Source organism: Streptomyces sp. NPDC046862 (assembly GCF_040704615.1).
In the GTDB taxonomy this organism is placed as follows: Bacteria; Actinomycetota; Actinomycetes; order Streptomycetales; family Streptomycetaceae; genus Streptomyces.
The window spans coordinates 1-16,884 of the sequence record NZ_JBEYXP010000001.1; the positions used below are offsets into that span (position 1 = coordinate 1).

Consider the following 16,884-nt stretch of genomic DNA (forward strand, 5'->3'; position numbering starts at 1 on the left):
CTGTGTTTACCCCCCCCCCCGGCGTTTGAGGAGCGGGGTCCGGGGCGGAGCCCCGGGGAGGGCACGGGTAGGGGCGGCGGGGGCGAGGAAAACCCGCGCGGTCAGCGGCCGGTCAGCGGCCGGTCAGCGACCCGCCCGCGCCCGGCGTATCGCCCGGGTCACGACCGGCGGGAGCAGGTCCACGGCCAGCCGCCGCGCGGGGCTGCGGCGCGGCCGGGGACGCGGGGCGGGCGCGGGCCGGGCGGCGGGCGCCGCGGCGGCGGCCGGAGCCGGCTTGGGCTCCGGCTCCGTCCAGTGGCGCGAGTGCGGGAACACCGGCGCCGACATCCCCTTGGACTTGAGCCGGATGATGCGGTTGCCCGCCGCCTGCTGGACGCTCAGGTGGCAGTCGTCCCGCTCCCGCAGCATGGCCAGCAACTCCTCCTGCACCGGCTCCGGGTCGTCCCACGTGCCGTACAGCTTCTGGGTGGTCAGGCAGATGGGCCGCAGCCCGCGGTTGAGCACCGCCTCCCACGTCGCGATGGACACTCCGGGCGTGTGCTCGGAGCGGAAGTCGTCCAGGACCACGACGCCCTCGGGGAGCAGCGCGTCGTGGGCGGCGCCGATGTCCCCGTACACGTGCTCGTACAGATGCGAGCCGTCTATGTGGGCGAAACGGCAGGAGCGGGGCTTGATCTCGTCCGGGACGATCGAGCTGGGGCCCTGGAGGACACGCGGCAGCTCGTCGTGGAAGGAGAGGTAGTTCTCCTCGAAGATCTGCCGGGTCAGCTTGGAGTACGACTTGTTCGCCTCGGCCCGGTTGGCGTCGTCCGGTGCGTCGCCCTCGAAGAGGTCGCACACGGTGTACTGCTCGCCCTCCTGCCGGTGCTGCCCCAGGAGGATCGCGCTCTTGCCCATGTACACGCCGATTTCGAGGAGGTCTCCGTGTGTTTCGCGGCGCTCCTGCCGGTCCAGGAGCCAGGTGAAGAGCAGTTGGTCGAGTACGGGGAACCAGCCGGGGACGTCGGCGAGTTCACGGGGCGGTCGGGTCGTGCCGGGTGCAACGGTCATGGGGAGAAGACACTCTCTCGCGTGGGCGTGACGTGCTGACGTAACTTGGCGCGGGACCGAACAGTTGTTGGAACCTATGAGACCCCTGTGGTGCGGTCAAGGAATGCTGCGCTACTCACCCTGGGGAGCTTTTCCAAACGGCGGGGGAGATGAATTCCCGGATAATTCACCGGTAATTCCCAGTGATTCACCGATGATCGATTCTCTGATGATCGATTCCCCGGTGATCGGCCACGCCGGCCCGCGAATCACCGGGGAATACCGCCCGGCCGCTCCTGGAGGCTCGAGGCTAGAGGCGACTGCGGTCGAGTGATCTCCGCAGGAACGGCCCCAGCCGCACCTCGACCCCGCGGTGCAGCGCCCACGCGAGCACCAGCATCCCGGTCAGGGTGAGCCCGAGGGTGGCGCCCGACGACAGGCCGAGGTCCTGGTGCAGGACGTCCACCAGGACCCAGCCCAGGTGTTCGTGGACCAGGTAGAAGGGGTACGTCAGGGCGCCCGCCACCGTGAGCCAGGGCCAGTTGATCCGGTTCAGCCAGCCGAGCGCGATCGCGGCCACCGCCAGGAAGCCCAGCGTGACGACGAGGACGATGCCGTACGAGGTGCGGAAGGAGAAGAAGTCCGCGTTCGGCGAGTGCCACAGCCCCCGGACCGCGTGGTGCTGGCCGATCAGCCAGCTCACCACCACGATGCCCCACGCGTACGCGTCGCGCCGGTCGCGGTGGACCAGGTAGAGGCCGATCCCGCCGATGAAGAACGGCGCGTACTCCGGCATCAGCACGACGTCCAGGAGGGGCTCGTTCGCCGACTGGGCGATGGCCGCCGCGAGGGTCCAGCACGCACAGAACATGATCACGCGTTTGCGGCTCGCACCCGGCAGGACGACGCACAGGGCGAACAGCGCGTAGAAGCGGACCTCCGCCCACAGCGTCCAGCAGACGCCCAGCACCCGGTCCACGCCCAGGGGTTGCTGCAGCATCGTCATGTTCACCAGTGCGTCGCTCGGCGACACCGCCTTGTACGCGACCGCCGGCAGTGCGAACACCACCGTCACCAGGATCACCGCCGCCCAGTACGCGGGCAGCAGCCGCGAGGCGCGGGAGATGAAGAAGGACCGCAGAGGGCGGCCCCAGCCGCTCATGCAGATCACGAAGCCGCTGATCACGAAGAAGATCTGCACGCCCAGACAGCCGTAGGCGAACCATTCGTGCAGTGTGGGGAACTGCTGTTTGGACGAGCTGCCCCAGGCCTCGGATATCTCGCCGTCACGGCCGCCGTAGTGGTACGCGGCGACCATCAGCGCGGCGATCAGCCGGAGCCCGTCGAGCGCGCGCAGGCGTGGGGCGGGGGCCCGGCGGACGGTGCGGGGCGGGACGAGGACCGCGTCCGGTCCTGCCGATCCCGCGGGTCCCGCTCTGCGCGAGGGGTCGCCCGGCCGGATACCCGGCCGGGCTGCTCCTGGAGGGGTCGTTTCCTGTGAGGACGTGGTGGGGGGTGCTGTCTTCGCAGGGAAATTCATCACATCAACCGAGCGCTGCCCTCTTCAATGAACGGGCGCGGCGGGCGACTCTGCGCACCGTCGCGTTACGGGGAATGAACGCCAGCTGGGCCGGGACCGCGCCCGGCAGGGCCAGCGAGGTGAGACGGCGGCGCTTGAAGTAGCGCCAGGTGTGCTGGTTCAGATGGTTCGTCAGATAGCGCTCCACCGAGGGGCGCAGATCCGGGTAGATCTTCGGCTGCATCGCGTAACCGACGGCCCGTACGAGACCGGTCAGCTCCTTCGCGTCGAGCCCCTGCCGCTGCTCGGTCACGGCCTTGCGGTCCGTCAGCTCCGGCAGCAGGGCGTCCACGATGGTGACGGGGACGCGGTTGCTGTTCTCGTACGGCGTCAGGCGCTCCAGCAGGGTCTCCGTGCCGAGGCGGGCGACCGGCAGGCCGTACAGCGCGGACGCGGTGAGCAGTGCCGTGGAGAAGCAACCGACGACCAGGGCGGGCCGCATCCGCTGGTAGAGAACCTCGGCGAGGACCGGTGTGTCGACCACCGTCAGCTCGGCGCCGAGCTTCTCCGCCTCCTTCTCCAGGTGGCGGGACCAGCGGGCCGGGGCGCTCGGGTGGGGCTTGAACACCACGCGGGTGTGCCCGAGTTCGACGGCGCCCTTCACCATCCGTACGTGCAGGTCCTCCTCCTCCTCGGCGGTGAGGATGCCGAGCGCGGAGAGGTACTGGCCCAGCAGCAGGGCGGGTTCCTCGACGGCGGGCAGCGCGTCGCCCGTGTCCTCCAGTTCGGCGAGCACCTTGGAGAACGCGTCCGTGGCCACGATCTCGGGCTCGACCCCGAACTCGGTGAGCAGCAGCGGCTTCAGACCCGGTACGAGGTCAAGGTGGAGCAGCCGGGTCACGCGGGTGCCGACCAGCGGGTCGATCTTGTTACGGGTGGGGCCGTAACTCATCAGACCGTCCGCGTACACGGTGACGGGCGCGCCCATGAAGATCTGCGCGATGCCGAGCGCCGGGTGCACCTGGATGGACTCCACGGCCAGCTCGATGTCGTCGTCGCCCAGGTTCCAGGCGAGCCGCAGGTGGCGCTCCCACAGCGGGGCGTCGTCCTGGCGCGGCTGCCAGCCGCCGGGGTGGAAGGGGGAGATGGTCTCGTTCCACGAGATCACGTCGTCGAACCGGGCGCGCAGCCGATCGAAGCCGGGCATCTCGTCCGGCGCGGGCGTGGTCTCCGGCGTCGCCGCGTTGTTCGACACCAGCAGGATCCGCCGGTCCGCGGGTCCGAAACAGTCGCTGTCCAGCGCGGCGGCGAGCGTGGCCGTGCCGTACAGGGTGGAGGCGAGGAAGATCTGCGTGGTCACGCGGCCACCCCCGCGCCGGCGGGACGGCGGCGCAGCCTGCGCAGCCGGGTCGCGCGCTGGACGTCCATGGAGTCGAGGGCCTCGTCCAGCACGTCCTGCGGCATGCGCCGCAGCGCACCGGCGCTCATCGCCTTCAGTTTCCGTGCCACTTGTGGCTCGAACCTTTCAATGGATCCCAGGTGGTGGGAAATGATCGCGCAATACGTGCGCACGGCCTTCGGGAGGAGCTTCGACGCGTCCGGGTCGGCGGCGGTTTCCGTGATGACCTGGTCGAACGCGCGAATGAAGTCGAGCTGCCGCACGTCCCCGATCTGGGTGAGCGAGGACGCCACCCCGCGCCGGTAGTAGACGCCGAGGAGCCCCACCACGGCCATGGACTCCGCCTCGCGGTGCAGCTTCCAGATCCACGGCCGGTCCTCCGCGGTGCGCAGGCCGTCCGTGAAGTGCAGCAGCCCGCGGTCGACCAGCCGGCGGTGGTAGATGCCCGCCCACGCGTACGCGTAGTCGACGGTCGTGGACCGGTCGGCGGGCAGGATGATGTCCCGCGGGCGCAGGACGACCCCCCGCCGGCCGTGCGGCACCCGGTGGATGGAGCGCGCCCGCGCGGTGCACTGGACGTGGTCCGTGCGCACGAAGTCGACGCCCAGGTCCTCGATCGCGGCGAGGAGCTGCGGGTAGTAACCGGGGGCGAGCCAGTCGTCCCCGTCGAGGAACGTGAGGTACTCGCCACGCGCCTTGTCGATCCCGGTGTTGCGGGCGGTCGCCAGTCCCCCGTTCTTCTCGTGTCTGACATACACCGCGCCCGGCAGCTCGCGCTCCGCGCGCGCGAGAATGTCCGGGGTCTCGTCGCGAGAGCAGTCGTCGACGAGAATGAATTCGAAGTCGTCGCGCGCGTTGGCGCTGAGACTCTTCAGGGTGTCGGGCGCGTATTGCTGCACGTTGTAGAACGGCACGATGACGGAGAGCTTGACCACGTGAGTGACGCTAGAGGGCGGCCCGGCATTCGTCTTGACTCCCTGCTTGATACCAGGTGAACGACGCGTGGCGGTACCGTGAACCAGGCGCTATTCCGCGCCGTTCGTGGCCTGATTCGCCATTCGTCGACGTGCTGTTAACCGTTTGTTGGATTCTGGTTGGGCCGCGGGGCGAAATGGCTTCCTAGCGTCTTGGGCGTGCCAGCAAGTACCAGGAAGTCCCTGCGGATCGCCGTCCTGGCGGATTCCGATACCCGGTGGAAATGGGGCGCGCTCACCGCGAACCGCATCGTCCCGGAGAATTCGGACATTCGTCTGGACGGTTACCTCCTGCGCGGCCGTGCCACTCCCACGGCCCGCCAGCTCGAGGAAGTCGGCGTTCGTGCGAACTCGCTCCGCGAGGTCACCGGCGTCGAGTTCCTGCGGGCGATGGGCGCGCAGGACGGTGAGGAGGAGCAGCCGTACGACATCGTCGTGCTCGCCCTCGTCGGGGGCGGTGTGCAGGCGATGCTGCACGGGCTCAGGAGCGCCTGGGGCGCGCGCACCCGGCGGCCCGTGGTCGTCACCGGCTACGTCGGTGTCGTCTACGAGAAGCTCGCCGACGGCCTGCTGCTGCGGCACGGCGCGGACCTCGTCCTCGCCAACTCCCGTCAGGACGCGGACCGTTTCCGGGACGTGTACGAGGGAGTGGGCGCCGACGCCACGTCGGTGACCGAGGTGGCCCTGCCGTTCCTCGGCGGCGCCCCCTACGCCAAGCACGACCCCTACACGGTCGTCTTCGCCGCCCAGCCCTCCGTGCCCGACAGCCGCAAGGACCGCACGTACCTGCTGAACCGGCTGGTCCAGCACGCCAGGCTGCACCCGGAGCGCGAGGTGTTACTGAAGCTGCGCTCCAAGCCCGGTGAACACACCACCCACATCGAAGAGTTGCCGTACCAGAAGCTGGCCCAGCGGATCGACCTGCCGCCCAACTTCCGCCTCGTCTACGGCAACATGGGCGAGGTCCTCGACCGGACCGACCTGCTGGTCACGATCAGTTCCACGGCCGCCCTGGAGTCCCTGCACCGCCGTATCCCCACCGTGGTCCTCACCGACCTGGGGATCCGCGAGACGCTGGGCAACCACCACTTCGTGGGCTCCGGCTGCCTCGCCTCCTGGGACCAGCTCGACGCCGGGCACGAGCCGACGGCCGACGCCGCGTGGGTCACCCGCCAGGGAGTCGCTGCCTACGGCTCGTACGAGACGGCCTTCGACGCGGCACGCGAACGCATCGCCAAGCTGCTCGCCGCGCAGCTCCCGCCCCTCAACCCGTACTACACGCCCGTCACCGCGCCCGGCTACCTGCCCGGCATCCTCGCCCGCCACCACCTCGGCCCGGACGGCGCCCCACTGCCCGGCGCCCCGGCCGCCGACAAGGAGCCCAGCCCCGTACGGCAGATCGTGCGCCGGGCGGCACGGGGCGCGTACCGGCACGGAGTGCAGCGGGTCGCGCCCGTCATCCGGCGGATGGGGGAGCTGTGAGCACGGCCGAGATGCTGGGGGTGTCCGCCGCCGAAGCGCCGGCCGACACGGTGGGCGCGCCCGCCGCCGACGCGGCCGAGACAGCGGTCGCCCGCGCCATCAGCGCGGCCAGGGTCGCTGCCCCGCAGGCCGCGACTGGGGCCGGAGCCGGTGCCGAGGCGGCGGCCGAGCGGGCCGATTGCACGGTTGCGGCCGAGGCGGCGGCCGAGCGAGCTGACCGTACGGCTCCGGCCGAGGTGGCCGGGCTGCCTGCGACCGGTCCTGCGGGCGGGCGGCCCGCGACCGCGGCCGAGGCGATGGCCGAGCGGGCGGACCGTACGGCTACGGCCGAGGCGGCGGCCGAGCGGGCCGACCGCACGGCCCAGGCGCTGCCCGCGCCCGGCCTGCCCGCGGCCGATGCCGCTGACGGCACCGCGGCCCACACCGCTGACGGGCCAGCCGCGCACCCCCTGATCCCCTCGCAAGGAGTACATGCCATGCCCAACTCGGAAGCGGGCCAAGCGGCTTCGGTACGCCGCGTGCTCGCCGTGATTCCCGCGCGCGGCGGCTCCAAGGGCGTCCCCGCGAAGAACCTCGCCCCGGTCGGCGGCGTCCCGCTGGTCGCCCGCACGGTGCGCGAGTGCCTGGCCGCCCGGCTGGTGACGGACGTCGTGGTCTCCACCGACGACCACGCCATCGCGGCCGCCGCCCGCGAGGCCGGCGCCGAGGTCGTGCTGCGCCCCGCCGCCATCGCGGGCGACACCGCGACCTCCGAGGCCGCGGTCCTGCACGCCATGGACGCCCATGAGGCGCTCCACGGCTCGCCGGTCGACGTCGTCCTGCTCGTCCAGTGCACCAGCCCGTTCATCCTCCGCGAGGACGTCGACGGGGTCGCGCGGGCGGTCGTGGAGCACGGCGCCGACACCGCCCTCACCGTCGCGCCCTTCCACGGGTTCATCTGGCGGGACACGGCGGACGAGCCCTCGGTCGTCGAGCCCGCCCGCACGGGAGCCGTGGGCGGCACGACGACGGTCACCCGGCCCACGGACACGGACGGCGGCTACGGCGTCAACCACGACAAGTCGTTCCGCCCCCGCCGCCAGGACCGCCCGCAGGACCTGCTGGAGACCGGCGCCGCGTACGCCATGGACGCGGTCGGCCTGCGCAAGCACCAGCACCGCTTCTTCGGCCACACGGAACTCGTCCGCACCGACCCCGCGCGGGTCCTGGAGATCGACGACCCGCACGACCTCGCCCGCGCCCAGGCACTCGCGCCGCTCTTCGACGCGGACCGCCCCGGCGCCCTCCCGACCGCCGACGACATCGACGCGGTCGTCCTCGACTTCGACGGCACCCAGACCGACGACCGGGTGCTGATCGACTCCGACGGACGGGAGTTCGTCTCCGTGCACCGCGGGGACGGACTCGGCATCGCGGCCCTCCGCAGGAGCGGCCTCCAGATGCTGATCCTGTCCACGGAACAGAACCCTGTGGTCGCCGCCCGGGCCCGGAAGCTCAAGATCCCGGTCCTCCACGGCATCGACCGCAAGGACCTCGCACTGAAGCAGTGGTGCGAGGAGCAGGGCATCGCGCCAGAGCGCGTGCTCTACGTCGGCAACGACGTCAACGACCTCCCGTGCTTCGCCCTCGTGGGCTGGCCCGTGGCGGTCGGCAGCGCCCACGACGTCGTGCGCGGCGCCGCACGCGCGGTCACCACCGTCCCCGGTGGCGACGGCGCGATCCGAGAGATCGCCAGCTGGATTCTCGGACCCTCTCTCGACTCTCTCGACCCTCTCACCAAGTAAGGAACAGATCGTCATGAGCTCTGTCAGCTCCATCTCCCGTCTCCGCGCGTTCGGTTCGCGTACCGCCGGTCCCGGCCAGCCCGTCTACGTCTGCGGCGAGATCGGCATCAACCACAACGGCGAACTCGAGAACGCGTTCAAGCTGATCGACGCGGCCGCCGAGGCCGGCTGCGACGCGGTCAAGTTCCAGAAGCGCACCCCGGAGATCTGCACCCCGCGCGACCAGTGGGACATCGAGCGCGACACCCCCTGGGGCCGCATGACCTACATCGACTACCGCCACCGCGTGGAGTTCGGTGAGGACGAGTACCGCCAGATCGACGAGTACTGCAAGACCAAGAACATCGACTGGTTCGCCTCCCCGTGGGACACCGAGGCCGTCGCCTTCCTGGAGAAGTTCGACGTCCCCGCCCACAAGGTCGCCTCCGCCTCCCTGACGGACGACGAGCTGCTGCGCGCCCTGCGCGCGACGGGCCGCACGGTCATCCTGTCCTCCGGCATGTCGACCCCGAAGCAGATCCGCCACGCGGTCGAGGTCCTGGGCAGCGAAAACATCCTTCTCTGCCACGCCACTTCGACGTACCCGGCGAAGGCCGAGGAGCTCAACCTCCGCGTCATCAACACCCTCCAGGCCGAGTTCCCGAACGTCCCGATCGGTTACTCCGGCCACGAGACGGGCCTGCAGACCACGCTCGCCGCGGTCGCCCTCGGCGCCACCTTCGTCGAGCGCCACATCACCCTCGACCGCGCCATGTGGGGCTCCGACCAGGCCGCCTCCGTGGAGCCGCAGGGCCTCACGCGCCTCGTCCGTGACATCCGCACCATCGAGGCGTCCCTCGGTGACGGCGTCAAGAAGGTGTACGACTCCGAGCTCGGCCCGATGAAGAAGCTGCGCCGCGTCCAGGGCGTCGTCGCCGAGGCGGAGATCGCCGCCGCCGCCGGCGAGCCGGTCGCGGTCTGATCCCCTCCACCCCCACCTCAAGGGAAGCGACGGTAGAACGTCGATGAGCCCCCGCGCCGGAACCGCCGGCCCCCACACTCTCGCCTTCGTCGAGAGTCCGGTACAGCTTCTGAACGTGCTGGAGTGGGCGCATGCCCATGCGCTCCGGGACGCCGGTGGAGGAACCGGCGCGGGGCTCACCCTTGTCGTCCTCTCACCCAACGACCCCATGACCCGGGGCCAGTTGCGCCGTATGACGGAGCTGGCGCGGGACGAGGGGTACCAGGTGCGGTGGGAGGAGGCGCGGGGCGGCACGACGGCCCCGTTCCACACCATCGCGGGCCTGGCCCCGATGCTCCGCAGAGCGAGCCGGGTCGTCATGGGCGACCCGTTCTCCCGCTACGTACAACTCCTGCTGACCATCACCCGGGCCAACGAGCTGGTGGTCGTGGACGACGGCACCGCCACCATGGAGTTCGTCTCCCAGCTCGCCCGCGGTGAACGCCTGGTCCGCTGGCACCGCAAGGGCGGCCGCCCCGGCCCGCGCGACCTGCTCTTCGCCCCGGTCTCCTCCAAGGCCCGCCATCGCCTCACCCCCGGCGGGGACCGGCACGTGGAGGTCTTCTCCTCCATGCCGATCGAGGAGACCCCCGACGGCGTCACGGTGACGGCGAACGACTTCGCCTGGACCCGCGCCCGCTTCGGCCCGCCGCGCATCACCAAGGGCTCCGACCTGGTCGGCACGTCCCTGGTGGAGACGGGCGTCGTGGACGGCGACCGCTATCTGCAGGCGGTCGGCACCCTCGCCCGTGCACACGGTGCGACCCGCTACTTCGCCCACCGCCGCGAGAGCTCCGACAAGCTCCACCGGCTGGTCCAGGAGACCGGCCTTGAGGTGGTCCGCCCGGACCTCCCCCTGGAGCTGATCGCCCGCCGCGGCCCCATCGGCCGCACGATCCTCAGCTTCCCGTCGACGGTCGTCCACACCCTGCCGCTGGCTCTGGCGGGCACGGAGGTCAAGGTCGCGGTCTGCGACATCGACCCGACCTGGCTGACGGAGAACGCCTCACCGCGCGCGCAGGGGTTCCTGTCGGGGGTGACGGGGACGGCGCGGGACGTGCACCGGTTGTCGGCGGTGTCGGTGGTGAGGACGGCGTAGCGCCGGCGGCCCCGGTGACGACGGTGGCCCCGGTGACCCCGGTGGTCTTTCAGAGCCGCACGGCGAGCGAGTAGAAGCGGGTGATCTGCTGTTCGCTGCGGTTGTCGTCGACCACCATCAGCAGGGAACGCCGCCCCCGGTACGGGCCGTCGCCCAGCGTGCCGCCCAGTGCCATGCCCTCGACGTTGCCCAGCAGCGGGTTGGGCTGCGTCCCCTTGAGCGTCACCTCACCGGGACTGCCCGCGGGGCACTCGCGGAGGTCGAACAGCAGCGAGTGCGGCACGAAGACATCGGCGGCCAGGTCGTACAGCGACTTCGTCCCCGTAACGTCCACGGCCGTGGGAGGCAGCGAGAGGTCCTTGACCCGTATCGCGTTGCCCAGGCCCACCGCGTACTGCCGCTCCAGTGCGAGGAGCCGGTCGTCGTCCACCGCCACCAGTTCCACCAGGCTCAGCCCCTCGTCGGTGCGGTAGGCGTACTGGCGGTCCGGGACGTAGTCACCACCGGGGGTGCCGGTGTAGCGCTGGATGCGCAGGAGGCCCTCACCCCGGTCGTCGCCGTCCTGCGCGAGCGGTGACTCAAGCCCCACGTACAGGTGCTTGCCGCTCGGTGTGAGGGCGAGCGACTCGATGGTGCGGCCCGCCACGGCGCCGCCGTCGGGCCAGGTGCGGAAATCTTTGGGCAGGGGAAGGTCGGGCCCTACCTGACGGCCGGTCGTGAGGTTGAACCGGCGGATCGCGGGTCCCGTCTCCGCGGCCACGAGCGCTGTCTTCCCTCCCTTCTCCACGGCGAGTGCCTCCCCGTCGAACCACCGGCCGAAGTCGCCGCCGTTCGCCGTCCGCAGGGTCGTGGCCCTCTGGGCCCGCGGCCTCAGGGCTTCGGGCGTGCCGATGTCGACGGGGAAGATCCGCCCCGGTTCGTTGTCGGCGATCGCGTACGCCGTGCCGTGGCGGCCGGGAGCGAAGGCCAGGCCCGACAGACCGGTGACCGGTTCGTTGTCGACCTCCTGCTTGTCGAGTGCGTCGGAGTGGTCGAGCAGGGCGGCCCGGGACGAGCAGTCGCCGCGGGCCTTCTGGTGCGCGGGCGGGTGCAGGCGGTCCCAGGTGGGCGGTGCCGCGAAACCGAGGGCGACGCCGACGGCGAGCCCCGCGGCGAGCGTCACCAGCAGCCTTCGGCGGAGGCGCCCGGGCGGCAGGGCCGGGGCGGGCTCGGGCAGGGGAGCGGGCTCTGGGAGGGGACGTTTCGCCGCGTTGCGTACGAAGCCGAGGGTCGAGAGCCCGTTCTCGTCCTTGGCGCGTGGTTCCTGGCGCTCCGGCAGGCTCATGGTGCTCATCGTCTTCTTGACGAGCCGGAACACCTCGCCCAGGGTGAGCACCTCGCCGCTCTTGGTGTCGCCCTTGCCGAGGACGTCGACCAGGGCCCCGGTGAACGCTGAGCAGTTCTCCGGGTCGGGGGCGTGGGAGAGCCGATTGTGTGCCGTGGACGCCAACGTGTACGTGCCGGCGTCGAGTTGCGTCAGGGTGCTCAACGCCAGTTCCGCGCTGTCCGGGGCGGAGTACGACTCTCCCTCGTCCTGGATCCACTTGCCGCTGAAGCAGCAGTCGAGGATGAGGACGACGCGCCGGGCGGAACTCTGCTCGATCGCGCCCCGGAGGTGGCGGGTGTCCATCCATCCCGCCGGACGGCCGAGTCGCGACTTGGGCAGGGTCAGATACAGGCGTTGATCGGTGCCCAGCAGGCCATGACCCGCGTAGTACACGATCAGCGTGTCCTCGGCACGCGTACCGGCCTCTTCGACGGCGTCCGTGATGTCGGACGCCTGGGCCGGGTTGGGCACGGTGATGACGCGGCCCTCGGGGAACCCGCCGATGTCCTGGTCGAGGAAGACCTCCCGGAGACGGGCCAGGTTGTGCTTGACGCTGTTGAGCTTCTCCAGGCCGTCATTCGCGGAGCCGTTGTAGGCGTCGACCCCGATCAGCAGGCAGACCGACCTGGCCGGGTCGAGCCGCTGGGGTGCTTCGGCGGTCCGTGTCGCAGGGGTGGGGTCGGGGACGGAGGCCGCGGGGACGGCGGGCTCGGTCACGGTCTGTCTCCGTCGCCGCCGCTGTCTCCATTGCCTCTGCTGTCGCCGGGCTCGTCGCCACCGGACTCGTCGTCCGAGGACGGGGGAGGCTCGTCGCGGTCCTGCGGAAGGAACCCTGCCTCGCGCAGCGCCTCCTCGATCGCTTCCGCCTGTCCCGGATCTCCACCGCGAACAGCGACCATGACGGTGCTGGTCGGGCGGCGAGCCTGACGCCACGCCCGAACGCTGTCCGCGACCTGGAAGCCCAGGGACACCACCCCACACAGGGCCCCGATCTCCTCGGGTCCGATCCCCATCCGCCCCGGCGCGGCCGCCACGACGGCCTCGATCCGCACCCCGCCGAGCCGCAGATCGCGATCGTCCCTGAGCCACTCGTGGAGTGACCGTACGTCCTGCCTCTGATCCCCGTCCTGGTCGCTGCCCTCGGCCCAGAACCTGATCTCCACGTGTATCTCCCCCGCCCGTCCGTCCGACGCATCACACGTCTGCCCTCAGAGCCCACACAACATACTGTCAACAAGAGGGAGTTGAGTGAAGAAGCGGGAGCCGCCACCTGACGCGGTTCGCGGCGCCCCGGCTCGGGCACGCCCGCCTACCCTCGGTAACCCCCGGGTATCGTTCCGCGCGGGGCCGGACGGTTCGGCCAAGAGGGGGAACGGGGAGCCATGGCGCGCAGCGAGCACAGACGGATGGTGGCCACGGAGGACGGCCACCGGGTGACACCGGCGGAACTGTTCTTCGACCTGGTGTTCGTGTATGCGATCACTCAGGTCACGGCATTGATGGCGGCCGACCCGGGCCCCCTGCGGCTGCTCGGCGGCATGGTGGTCCTGGCGCTGCTGTGGTGGTGCTGGTGCAGCTTCGCCTGGCTGGGCAATGTCGTGCGGGCCGACTCCGGAGCGATGTTCGGCGTGCTGGTCGCGGTGATGGCGGTGGTCCTGGCCGTCTCGCTGACCGTGCCCAAGGTCTACGCCGACGCGCCCGGAGGCCTGTCGGCGCCCCTCGTCTTCGTCCTCTGCTACGGCGCCGTCCGGATCCTGCACCTGATCACGTACTGGATCTCCGACCCGGCCGACCAGGCCCTGCACACCACGATCCGCCGCACCGCGCTGCTCTCGGTGGCACCGCCGTTCGTCCTGCTCCTCATCGGCAGCGCCTTCTCCGGCCTCACGGAGATCCTCATCTGGCTGGGCGCCGTACTCATCGACTACCTCGGCATCTACGTCACCGGCTCCTCGGGCTGGCGCGTCGCCTCACCGGGCCACTTCGCCGAACGCCACGGCCTGATCGTCATCATCGCGCTGGGCGAGTCGATCGTGGCGATCGGCGTCGGCGTCGGCGTCTACCCGGTCACGGCCCCGGTCCTGGCGGCGTCGACGGCCGGCCTGCTCGTCGTCGTGGGGCTGTGGCGCCTGTACTTCCGGCGCCTCGCCGAGCCCGCCGAACACCACCTGGCCGCCCTGGACGGCGACGACCGCACTCGCCTGGCCCGCGACGTCTACACCTTCCTCCACCTCCCCCTCGTCGCCGGCGTCGTGATCACGGCCCTCGGCATGAAGAAGGCCCTCCAACAGGTCGCCGACACCAAGGACTACGACCTCTCCGAGCCGCTGCACGGGGTGGTGGCGTGGGCGCTGACGGGGGGTGTGGGCGTCTTCCTGCTGGCGGCGGCGGTCATCTTGCTCCGCACGGGCGGAGGCCGATCCGTGCCCCTTCTGGTCGGTGGGCTGGTCCTGTTGTGTGCGGGGCCGGTGGTGGCGCTGGTGCCCGCGCTGGCGGCGGTCGCGGTGCTGGCGGCTGTGGTGCCGGGGGTGCTGGTGCTGCATGGGCGGGCGGCCGGTCGTACGGGAGAGGAGTGACTCCTCATACGCGGCGAGGCCCTGGCTCTCTGTCGGTGGTGCCGGCAGTTACCGCGAGCTGAGCGACTCTCTTCAGGACCGCTTGACGGCCGCTATGAGAGCCGCCAGCGCTGCGCGGCTCGTGTGGAGGACGATGTCCGGCTCGTCGCTCTCGCGGAGGTGGAGGGTGGTGTCGGGGGCGGTGGCGACGTAGACGCAGGCTGAAGCCTCCTGGCTGTACGACGACTTCTGCCAACGGAGTTCGTGCATGTGCGGGCTCCTCTACAGGTCCTTGATCAGGCGGGCGATGAAGCCGCGTGACGTCGCCGGGTCCAGAGCGGCGGCCGACATGCGGTCCAGTACGAGGCGGTAGCGCTCCAACTGGGCTGGTGAGTCGATGAGTTCACCACCGTGGTCGGTATCGATCTGAACTGTGTCGAGCTGGGGCACGGGGCCGTGGAAGTAGTCGAAGCCCTGGCCCGACGTGTGGAAGGGGCCTGCGTCGAAGGGCACCACCAGAAGTGTTAGGTGGTCCAGTTCGCTCATCTCGACGAGATGTGTCAACTGGCCGCAGGTCGTGGCCCGGTCGCCGAATCGCATGCGCAGGGCAGCCTCATGGATGGTCGCGGTGTACGGAGGCGGCTGCTCGCGGTGCAGTACCTCCTGGCGTTTCACCCTGTGCGACACCCGGTGTTCGACCTCATGCGGCTTGAGCGGAGGGACTGTCTGTGCGAACAGCGCCCGCGCGTGATCCGGAGTCTGGAGCAAGCCGGGGATGTTGATGACGTGAGCCACGCGGAGGGCGGTCGCGTGGTACTCCACTTCCGTCAGGTCCAGCATCCTGGGCGAGAGGATGTCTCGGTACTCCTCCCACCAGCCGCGCCGCCGCTCCCCGGTCATCGCGGCTAGGGCGTCTACGAGTTCACCATCCGTGCAGTCGTAGTGCCGAGCCAGCGTGCGTACGCGGTCGGCGCTCACTCCGTAACGTCCCGCTTCGATGTTGCTGATACGGGATTGGGTGGCGCCCACCAGCGCGGCGGCCTGTGTGGCGCTCAGATCGGTGCGCTCGCGCAGTCTGCGGAGCTCGGTACCGAGGCGGCGCCGACGGGCGGTCGGCAGAGGGCTCGGCTGGGGCATCGGCGGCTTCTCCTAGTCGTACGCATGCTTCAGAGGTCACCCACATGCGGGAATCAGAGACTGCATTCCCCGTCTTTCATGGAATGCAGTCCACGTTACGCCTACGGTGTTCCTCGGTCGCCCAACTGCCCCTCCCTATAGGCCGAAAGCCGTCGAGCAGTCCAAGTCCCCTCCCCGAAGGAGTCGTTCATGGCCACCGTATCGCCGTCACCGACCCCCGCCTGGTCCTACGCCCTGCACCTGCCCCATGACCCACGCGCTCCGCGCATCGCCCGCATGACCCTGCGGGCCGTGCTCCCGGCGTACGGGATGGGGGAGTTGCTCGACACCGCCGAGCTGTTGGCCTCCGAGCTGGTGACCAACGCGTACCAGCACACCAGAGGGCCCGCCGCCCTGCGGCTGCGCGGGCTTGACGGGCTGGACGGCGAGGTCCGGAGCGGCGTGCGGGTCACCGTGTGGGACACCGACCCGTACGTACCCTCACCGTTCGACAGGCCGCCCGTCCGTAGCGGTTCGCCGGGTGCCCTGGTGGGCCAGCCGGACGAGCGATCTCTCGGCGGGCGCGGGCTGCTTCTCGTGCGCGAGTGGGCCCACCGGTGGGGCGGGTGCCTGCTCGGTGACGGTCTGTCCGGGTGGGGCGGGAAGCTGCTCTGGTTCGAACTCCAGGCACCGCCGGTGGCGGACGCGAAGGCCGCGGCGTGACCGGCCGCCGGGCTCACGATGCCTCCGGCACGCTCAGGTACCTCGTACGGGTGCAGCAGGGCGCATGCCGGGCCGCGCGTCTCTCCTGGCGCTACCGTGAAGCCGTGACACGCCCTGTACCCAGCGGAGGACCGCGGTGACCACCATGATCGAGCGCCCGGCGGCCATAGAGGCATCCGGGTCCGGAGCCTTCGAGGACATGCTCCGGACCATCGAGGAACTGGACACACCTGACGGCTACAAGGCCGAGCTCATCCGGGGGAAGATCGTCGTGTCGCCGTGGTCGAAGCTGCGTTACAAGCGGGTCATGAAGTCCCTGCGGCGGCAGTTGGAGCCTTACGCGCCAGAAGGGCATGACGTCGACGTCGCGCCGTTCCTCTTCTCCATCCCAGGGACCGAGCGCGCCTTCGGTCCCGACCTGCACGTCGCCGACGAATCCGCCTTCGACGCCGACGGCCGTCACGCCGACGGCGCCGCCCTCTCCCTGGTCGCCGAGCTGACCTCCGACTCCACCAAGGACGTCGACTGGCTCGACAAGCTGGACGCCTACGGGCGCGTGGTCCCCGTGTATCTCCTGCTCGACATGAAGGTGCAGGAGATCAGTGCCTTCTGGGACCCGTCGCCGAGGGGCTACCGCTCCCGGACGAACGTGCCCTTCGGGCGGCCCCTCCACGTACCCGCACCCTTCGACTTCGAGCTGGACACCTCCGGGTTCGCCGTCCCCACCGAGAGTGCCGAGGACGGGGAGAGCGCCGAGGAGGCCGGAGAGACGAGCGAGGGACATGAGGCGACCGACTGAGCGGCCTGGCGGCCGCGAGCCGTGGCGCCGCCTCCCACC

The 16,884-nt window shown here is 70.6% G+C and carries 15 protein-coding genes; 7 read left to right on the plus strand and 8 right to left on the minus strand.

Annotation, left to right across the window (positions count from 1 at the left end):
- Positions 1-123: 123 nt before the first annotated feature.
- From AB0959_RS00005 to AB0959_RS00020, 4 genes are all read right to left on the minus strand, one after another.
- Positions 124-1,050 carry a class I SAM-dependent methyltransferase gene (locus AB0959_RS00005; RefSeq protein ID WP_366823901.1) on the minus strand — a complete coding sequence of 309 codons (927 nt, stop codon included), beginning with the start codon at positions 1,048-1,050 and terminating at the stop codon, positions 124-126.
- Positions 1,051-1,339: 289 nt separating this feature from the next.
- Entirely contained in the window at positions 1,340-2,569 is a 1,230-nt protein-coding gene (locus tag AB0959_RS00010; RefSeq protein ID WP_366823902.1) for an acyltransferase family protein, read from the minus strand.
- Positions 2,570-2,573: 4 nt separating this feature from the next.
- On the minus strand, positions 2,574-3,908 hold the full coding sequence (locus AB0959_RS00015) for an alpha-2,8-polysialyltransferase family protein (protein WP_366823903.1): 1,335 nt from the start codon (positions 3,906-3,908) through the stop codon (positions 2,574-2,576).
- Positions 3,905-4,882: a glycosyltransferase family 2 protein gene (locus AB0959_RS00020; RefSeq protein ID WP_366823904.1), complete on the minus strand. Its 978-nt coding sequence runs from the start codon at positions 4,880-4,882 to the stop codon at positions 3,905-3,907. The genes AB0959_RS00015 and AB0959_RS00020 overlap by 4 nt, the downstream gene beginning before the upstream one ends.
- A gap of 198 nt (positions 4,883-5,080) precedes the next feature.
- Between AB0959_RS00020 and AB0959_RS00025 the strand changes: the two genes are divergently transcribed.
- The 4 genes from AB0959_RS00025 (at position 5,081) to AB0959_RS00040 (ending at position 10,286) form a co-directional block, all read left to right on the plus strand.
- Positions 5,081-6,403, plus strand: a complete 1,323-nt coding sequence (locus tag AB0959_RS00025) for a DUF6716 putative glycosyltransferase (protein ID WP_366823905.1) — start codon at positions 5,081-5,083, stop codon at positions 6,401-6,403.
- Between the two features lie 476 nt (positions 6,404-6,879).
- On the plus strand, positions 6,880-8,187 hold the full coding sequence (locus tag AB0959_RS00030; protein ID WP_366824251.1) for an N-acylneuraminate cytidylyltransferase: 1,308 nt from the start codon (positions 6,880-6,882) through the stop codon (positions 8,185-8,187).
- Between the two features lie 13 nt (positions 8,188-8,200).
- Positions 8,201-9,148: an N-acetylneuraminate synthase family protein gene (locus AB0959_RS00035; protein ID WP_366823906.1), complete on the plus strand. Its 948-nt coding sequence runs from the start codon at positions 8,201-8,203 to the stop codon at positions 9,146-9,148.
- 43 nt (positions 9,149-9,191) lie between these two features.
- Positions 9,192-10,286 (plus strand): hypothetical protein, encoded by a 1,095-nt coding sequence (locus tag AB0959_RS00040; protein ID WP_366823907.1) that lies wholly within the window; start codon positions 9,192-9,194, stop codon positions 10,284-10,286.
- A gap of 49 nt (positions 10,287-10,335) precedes the next feature.
- Here AB0959_RS00040 and AB0959_RS00045 read toward each other — a convergent pair whose 3' ends face one another.
- Both AB0959_RS00045 and AB0959_RS00050 read right to left on the minus strand, forming a co-directional pair.
- Complete coding sequence (locus AB0959_RS00045) at positions 10,336-12,369, minus strand: esterase-like activity of phytase family protein (RefSeq protein ID WP_366823908.1); 2,034 nt, start codon at positions 12,367-12,369, stop codon at positions 10,336-10,338.
- Positions 12,366-12,815 carry a hypothetical protein gene (locus tag AB0959_RS00050; RefSeq protein ID WP_366823909.1) on the minus strand — a complete coding sequence of 150 codons (450 nt, stop codon included), beginning with the start codon at positions 12,813-12,815 and terminating at the stop codon, positions 12,366-12,368. Before AB0959_RS00050 ends, AB0959_RS00045 begins: the two co-directional genes overlap by 4 nt.
- A gap of 219 nt (positions 12,816-13,034) precedes the next feature.
- On the opposite strand from AB0959_RS00050, the gene AB0959_RS00055 reads away from it, so the two are divergent.
- Positions 13,035-14,228 carry a low temperature requirement protein A gene (locus AB0959_RS00055; protein ID WP_366823910.1) on the plus strand — a complete coding sequence of 398 codons (1,194 nt, stop codon included), beginning with the start codon at positions 13,035-13,037 and terminating at the stop codon, positions 14,226-14,228.
- 72 nt (positions 14,229-14,300) lie between these two features.
- Here the strand turns inward: AB0959_RS00055 and AB0959_RS00060 are convergent, their stop codons facing one another.
- Positions 14,301-14,477: a DUF397 domain-containing protein gene (locus AB0959_RS00060; RefSeq protein ID WP_366823911.1), complete on the minus strand. Its 177-nt coding sequence runs from the start codon at positions 14,475-14,477 to the stop codon at positions 14,301-14,303.
- A 12-nt stretch (positions 14,478-14,489) separates the two neighbouring features.
- Complete coding sequence (locus AB0959_RS00065; RefSeq protein WP_366823912.1) at positions 14,490-15,344, minus strand: helix-turn-helix transcriptional regulator; 855 nt, start codon at positions 15,342-15,344, stop codon at positions 14,490-14,492.
- A 189-nt stretch (positions 15,345-15,533) separates the two neighbouring features.
- On the opposite strand from AB0959_RS00065, the gene AB0959_RS00070 reads away from it, so the two are divergent.
- Both AB0959_RS00070 and AB0959_RS00075 read left to right on the plus strand, forming a co-directional pair.
- Entirely contained in the window at positions 15,534-16,046 is a 513-nt protein-coding gene (locus AB0959_RS00070; protein WP_366823913.1) for an ATP-binding protein, read from the plus strand.
- Positions 16,047-16,191: 145 nt separating this feature from the next.
- Positions 16,192-16,845: a Uma2 family endonuclease gene (locus AB0959_RS00075; RefSeq protein WP_366824252.1), complete on the plus strand. Its 654-nt coding sequence runs from the start codon at positions 16,192-16,194 to the stop codon at positions 16,843-16,845.
- Positions 16,846-16,884: the final 39 nt, after the last annotated feature.

Coding starts and splice junctions, on each gene's coding strand:
- AB0959_RS00040 (WP_366823907.1), top strand. CDS start 9,192: ATGAGCCCCCGCGCCGGAACCGCCGGCCCCCACACTCTCGCCTTCGTC.
- AB0959_RS00065 (WP_366823912.1), bottom strand. CDS start 15,344: ATGCCCCAGCCGAGCCCTCTGCCGACCGCCCGTCGGCGCCGCCTCGGT.
- AB0959_RS00060 (WP_366823911.1), bottom strand. CDS start 14,477: ATGCACGAACTCCGTTGGCAGAAGTCGTCGTACAGCCAGGAGGCTTCA.
- AB0959_RS00075 (WP_366824252.1), top strand. CDS start 16,192: ATGATCGAGCGCCCGGCGGCCATAGAGGCATCCGGGTCCGGAGCCTTC.
- AB0959_RS00010 (WP_366823902.1), bottom strand. CDS start 2,569: ATGAATTTCCCTGCGAAGACAGCACCCCCCACCACGTCCTCACAGGAA.
- AB0959_RS00035 (WP_366823906.1), top strand. CDS start 8,201: ATGAGCTCTGTCAGCTCCATCTCCCGTCTCCGCGCGTTCGGTTCGCGT.
- AB0959_RS00005 (WP_366823901.1), bottom strand. CDS start 1,050: ATGACCGTTGCACCCGGCACGACCCGACCGCCCCGTGAACTCGCCGAC.
- AB0959_RS00030 (WP_366824251.1), top strand. CDS start 6,880: ATGCCCAACTCGGAAGCGGGCCAAGCGGCTTCGGTACGCCGCGTGCTC.
- AB0959_RS00070 (WP_366823913.1), top strand. CDS start 15,534: ATGGCCACCGTATCGCCGTCACCGACCCCCGCCTGGTCCTACGCCCTG.
- AB0959_RS00055 (WP_366823910.1), top strand. CDS start 13,035: ATGGCGCGCAGCGAGCACAGACGGATGGTGGCCACGGAGGACGGCCAC.